This is a genomic window from Heliorestis acidaminivorans (assembly GCF_008933955.1).
In the GTDB taxonomy this organism is placed as follows: Bacteria; Bacillota; Desulfitobacteriia; order Heliobacteriales; family Heliobacteriaceae; genus Heliorestis; species Heliorestis acidaminivorans.
The window spans coordinates 1-4,589 of the sequence record NZ_WBXO01000024.1; the positions used below are offsets into that span (position 1 = coordinate 1).

Annotated in this window: 5 protein-coding genes, 1 tRNA gene and 1 rRNA gene; 1 reads left to right on the forward strand and 6 read right to left on the reverse strand. The window is 40.4% G+C overall.

What is annotated here, in order from left to right; genetic code table 11:
* Nucleotide 1: 1 nt before the first annotated feature.
* A tRNA-Thr gene (locus tag F9B85_RS13950) sits at nucleotides 2-77 on the reverse strand.
* A gap of 157 nt (nucleotides 78-234) precedes the next feature.
* Here F9B85_RS13950 and dmpI point away from each other — a divergent pair.
* A complete protein-coding gene (gene dmpI, locus F9B85_RS13955; RefSeq protein ID WP_151621820.1) occupies nucleotides 235-429 on the forward strand; it encodes a 4-oxalocrotonate tautomerase DmpI in 195 nt (64 codons plus the stop codon).
* Between the two features lie 147 nt (nucleotides 430-576).
* On the opposite strand, the gene pyk is transcribed toward dmpI, so the two are convergent.
* The 5 genes from pyk to F9B85_RS13975 form a co-directional block, all read right to left on the reverse strand.
* On the reverse strand, nucleotides 577-2,337 hold the full coding sequence (pyk, locus tag F9B85_RS13960) for a pyruvate kinase (protein ID WP_151621822.1): 1,761 nt from the start codon (nucleotides 2,335-2,337) through the stop codon (nucleotides 577-579).
* Between the two features lie 226 nt (nucleotides 2,338-2,563).
* A complete protein-coding gene (locus F9B85_RS14510; RefSeq protein ID WP_170270568.1) occupies nucleotides 2,564-2,743 on the reverse strand; it encodes a hypothetical protein in 180 nt (59 codons plus the stop codon).
* Between the two features lie 12 nt (nucleotides 2,744-2,755).
* Entirely contained in the window at nucleotides 2,756-3,097 is a 342-nt protein-coding gene (locus F9B85_RS14515) for a glycerate kinase (protein WP_243138249.1), read from the reverse strand.
* A 154-nt stretch (nucleotides 3,098-3,251) separates the two neighbouring features.
* Nucleotides 3,252-3,794 carry a methylated-DNA--[protein]-cysteine S-methyltransferase gene (locus F9B85_RS13970; protein WP_151621821.1) on the reverse strand — a complete coding sequence of 181 codons (543 nt, stop codon included), beginning with the start codon at nucleotides 3,792-3,794 and terminating at the stop codon, nucleotides 3,252-3,254.
* Between the two features lie 669 nt (nucleotides 3,795-4,463).
* A 23S ribosomal RNA gene (locus tag F9B85_RS13975) occupies nucleotides 4,464-4,589 on the reverse strand; the annotation flags it as partial.

The following is a 4,589-nucleotide window of genomic DNA, read 5'->3' on the forward strand; positions in this document are numbered from 1 at the left end:
GTGGAGCCAGCGACAGGACTTGAACCCGCAACCTACTGATTACAAGTCAGTTGCTCTACCAGTTGAGCTACGCTGGCCTAATATTTACTCGTCTTTCCTCCGGAGCACGAGATATAGAATAACAAGATTAATAGAACTTGTCAAATGAAATATATTCCATATGTAAACTTCTTTAATGATTTTTTTCATTCTTGCCAGACTAATAGCTAAAGTAATATCTAGGAGGAGTTCCCTATGCCTTTTATTAAAATTGAAGCTGGAAAAATCAATACAACAGAACAGAAAGAAAAGCTTATATTTGGTCTAACGAAAGTAGCAAGCGAAGTACTTAATCTACCTGAGGATAAATTTATCGTATTATTAAAAGAAAATGAACTTGATAACTGGGGTGTTGGCGGGGAGATGCTAAGTAAAGTACTTAGAAAGTAGTAGGATAAAGAAACTATTAGGTCCGTTAAAAGTTTACCTTACTTTTAGCGGACCTTAACTTTTCTCTACTTCTTCTTTTAAGTTCTTACTAGAGAAAAGTAGATTCTGTATAGTTCCTTCTTAGTGATTACCTTCTATAATTATCTTCTAACGTACTTGAATATCTCCTTCATAAACAAAACCTCGTAATGCATCAACTGTTACTACCATACCATCTCGCAGAAGTTTTAGAGCATCTGTGGCACTGACAACAACAGGAATATTGCAGTTAATACCGACTATGACAGCATTAGAAGACAAGCCAGACTCCTCAGCCACGATAGCCGCTGCTTGAGACGCATAAGGTGCTGTTGTTTCATCGATTCCTGCTACAACCATAATATCGCCAGGCTGAAACTTATGTAGATCTTGATGCTTTCTGACTAAGCATACTTTGCCTTGTGCAGCCTGTTGTCCAATACCTTGGCCTTTTAACATAATTTTGGCCACGAGATGAACTCGAATCATGTTGGTAGTGCCAGGCGTTCCAAAGGGCATGCCTGCTGTTATGACAACTAGGTCGCCACCTTGGATGAAGCCACTATCTTGGGCGATCTTCATGCCGTCGTTAACAATATCATCAGAGTTGTTGAATTGTTTGGTTAGCAAAGGATAGACGCCCCAGCTTAATTGTAGAAAGCGTGTTGTCTTTTTACTAGGTGTCAAAGCCACGATCGGCGCTTGGGGACGATATTTGGACACCATGCGCGCTGTATGACCAGAGTAGGTGGCTGTAACAATAGCAGAAGCATCTAACTCATGAGCCATTTGCACTGTAGCATGACTAATCGCATCAGTCGTTGTAACTTGAATGTGTTTAGCTTTGACACTTTTTTGCAAAAGCCAGTTCTCATAAGGGAGATCTCTTTCCGTTCGTTGAGCAATTCGGGCCATTGTTTCCACAGCTTCAACAGGATATTGGCCCATGGCTGTTTCACCGCTGAGCATTACAGCATCTGTTCCATCCATGATAGCATTGGCCACATCACTAGCTTCTGCTCTTGTTGGTCTTGGATTAACCATCATAGACTCTAGCATTTGAGTAGCCGTAATAACTGGTTTTCCTACGTTGTTACATTTTTGAATTAACATCTTCTGAACCATAGGCACATCTTCAGCTGGTATCTCAATGCCTAGATCTCCCCGTGCAACCATAATTCCGTCGGCAACGTGGAGAATCTCATCAATATTATCTACGCCAATAGGACTTTCTATTTTGGCGATAAGGGCCATGTGAGCACCGGCATCTTCTAGTACTTTGCGAATCGCTAAAATATCGGAGGCCCTTTGGATAAAAGAAGCGGCAATGCAGTCCATATCCAGAGCAATTCCAAATTGAATATCTGCGATATCTTGAACTGATAGAGGTGGTAAGTTAATAAGCACTCCTGGTACGGCCACTCGCTTATTGTTGCTAATAACGCCGCTGTTTTGGACAATTGTATAGATATCTGGTCCTTCTATCTGCTCAACTACTAAACTTATTAACCCATCAGCCAGCAAGATGCGAGCACCAACCATAACTTCTTGGGGAAGGTTTTGGTAGTTAACGGAAACTTTTTCTGCTGTCCCCACTATTTCTCGCGATGTTAACACAAAAGATTGCCCTGCTGTTAATTGAACTTTATTGTCAGCAAAAGAACGAATGCGCATTTCAGGACCTTTCGTGTCTAACATCAGAGCAATCGGTTTTCCCGCTCTCTTGGCGGCCTCTCGAACTAAAGCGATGCGTCGACCATGCTCTTCGTGGGTGCCATGGGAAAAGTTAAACCGGGCTACGTTCATACCAGCTTCAATCATCTTATCTAAGACACCTGTTGGGTCTGTACTGGGACCGACGGTACAGACGACTTTGGTTTTCTTTTGCATCACTTCAAATGACACTCCCTCTTTTTTGCAAGACTATGAAGAAACCTCCGTAACGATAAAGTTAAGACAAGCACTTTGGAAAGGAAAGTATATTCCAGATAGTATCTTCTATAGAAGTTATTATGGATAGAGCGTTAAAAACCTGTTTTCTCTTTGACTTTTTAGCTACAATTTCTCATGCGAATTTTTGTAATTTTTAAAGCAACGACTCTTCATAACTCCTGCTTCACAATGATTTATTTCTTTTTTGTTCTTTCTTGTAAGCCATTTTTTCACCTACACGGATGAGTCGGCACATTCTTATTGTAGCCTCTAAAAGCAATTCTTCGGCTGAATTAATAGCATCATCTAAAGTCATTGGTTGTGGCACAATCGATAACAATCCGTCAATGCCATGCTGATACACATCGGAAGCTCCTTAGCCAAGACCTCCCGAGAGGCAAACTGTAGGAACCTGATTTTTTTCAGCGATAGCGGCTACACCGACAGGCGCTTTTCCAAAGGCTGTCTGAAAATCAGTCCGTCCTTCGCCTGTGATTACAAGGTCTGCTTCTTTTACCTTCTCTTCAAAACGAGTCGTTTCTAGAACTATTTCTACACCTGGGCGGAGCTGAGCATTGGACTTCTGTGTAACTTCTTCTACAGAACCATATAGGATTTTGCGGATTGTTTGGCGGGAAAGCCCAGTATCCCTAGAAATTTGTCGGATTGACTTACGTTCCTTAATGTGAAGATCTTTGATATACTTATATGTATCCACCTTGATCATCCTTTTCTACCTGCCTTTGCTGTTGTCTCGTCAACTCCAGCTTAGCAGGTTTGATGGTCAGGGTGGTCAACTTTTTTTTCTAGCATTTTTTATTCTAGTGGTCAATTTTTATTATAGCGATTGCAGTCATTATCATCCTTTTCACTCATATAGAAGATCCAACGTTTATGCCCTCTAACTCTAGTAATCGTCTTTTCAATTCTATACGCTTATCAGCACCAGTAAACCCACCTAGCCCCTGACAAGCTAACACACGATGACAAGGGATGAGCAGAGGATAAGGATTTTTACGCAAAGCACCACCGACTGCACGAACAGCTTTGGGATTGCCAAGTTGCTCAGCTATTTCACCATAAGTCTTTGTCTTGCCTTCTTCTATTTTGCTAACCTTCATCAAGGTAGTATAATAAAAGCTCGGAAATCCAGACCAGTCCAACTCCAAAGGAAAGTCCATTCGCTTTCCTTTATACAAATACTGCTCTAGCCATTGGACCAATATTTTCTCTTTTTCTAAATTGGCAATCTTTTCTATGCCTCCGTATGTATCATTATGCACAGGCGCTTTTCGCATCTGTTTAAGAGCCTGTAGTGCTCCTTTTTCTGTTGCTTCTGGCAAAGTAAGTGCCCATAAGCCTTTAGTGGACCAACAACAGGCGCAAAATCCCCAATCTTTTATAAAGATAACCAAGTTATACTTACACTCCTTACTTACATAGTAGATACAATTATAGTTTCATATTAAAGAAAGGGTAAATAAAATAAATTTCTAATTAGCTTTAACGGCTACTACGAGAGCAGCATAAGACAAGCAAAATAACACCAAAAGTTTGGTATGCTCAATGATAAAAAAAAAGTACTAGCAGAACAGTGATTTTAAGAAAAAAGTAGCCATAGTTAATACGGCTACTTTTAGTGATAATCCTTACCTCACAAACCCTCTACGTCTTTGTCTTCTTATTGGCGCCGGCCTTGTAATTGGTCTACGTCTACGAATGGGGCTTACAATCGTTCTACGCCTACGTATACGTCTTCCTACTAATCTACGTCTTGGAAGAAGAGGTAATCTAAGCAATCTACGAATAAGTCTTAATGGCCCTAAAAAAAGCAACACTATATATGCCTCCTTCCTATCTTATTATGGTTCACTTTATTCCAATTGGTAATTTTTGGTTACAATTAGAGGTGATAACTTACTATTGGAAAACCTTTTCTTCTAGGAGCTTTAACTAATAAGCTATAAATTCACATCTTTCTACAAAATAAAAAAAGCCTATGGCAGGATTAATCCTATGCCATAGGCTTTTGCTTTTTATTCCTTGAAAGCTACACAGAGATTTAATTGCGATGTAATAAGAAGTAGGTTAAGTCCTCGACCGATTCGTACTCGTCAACTACACGCCTCACAGCGCTTCCATCTCGAGCCGATCAACCAGGTCATCTTCCTGGGGTCTTACCTACTTACGTAGTGGGAAGTCTCATCTTT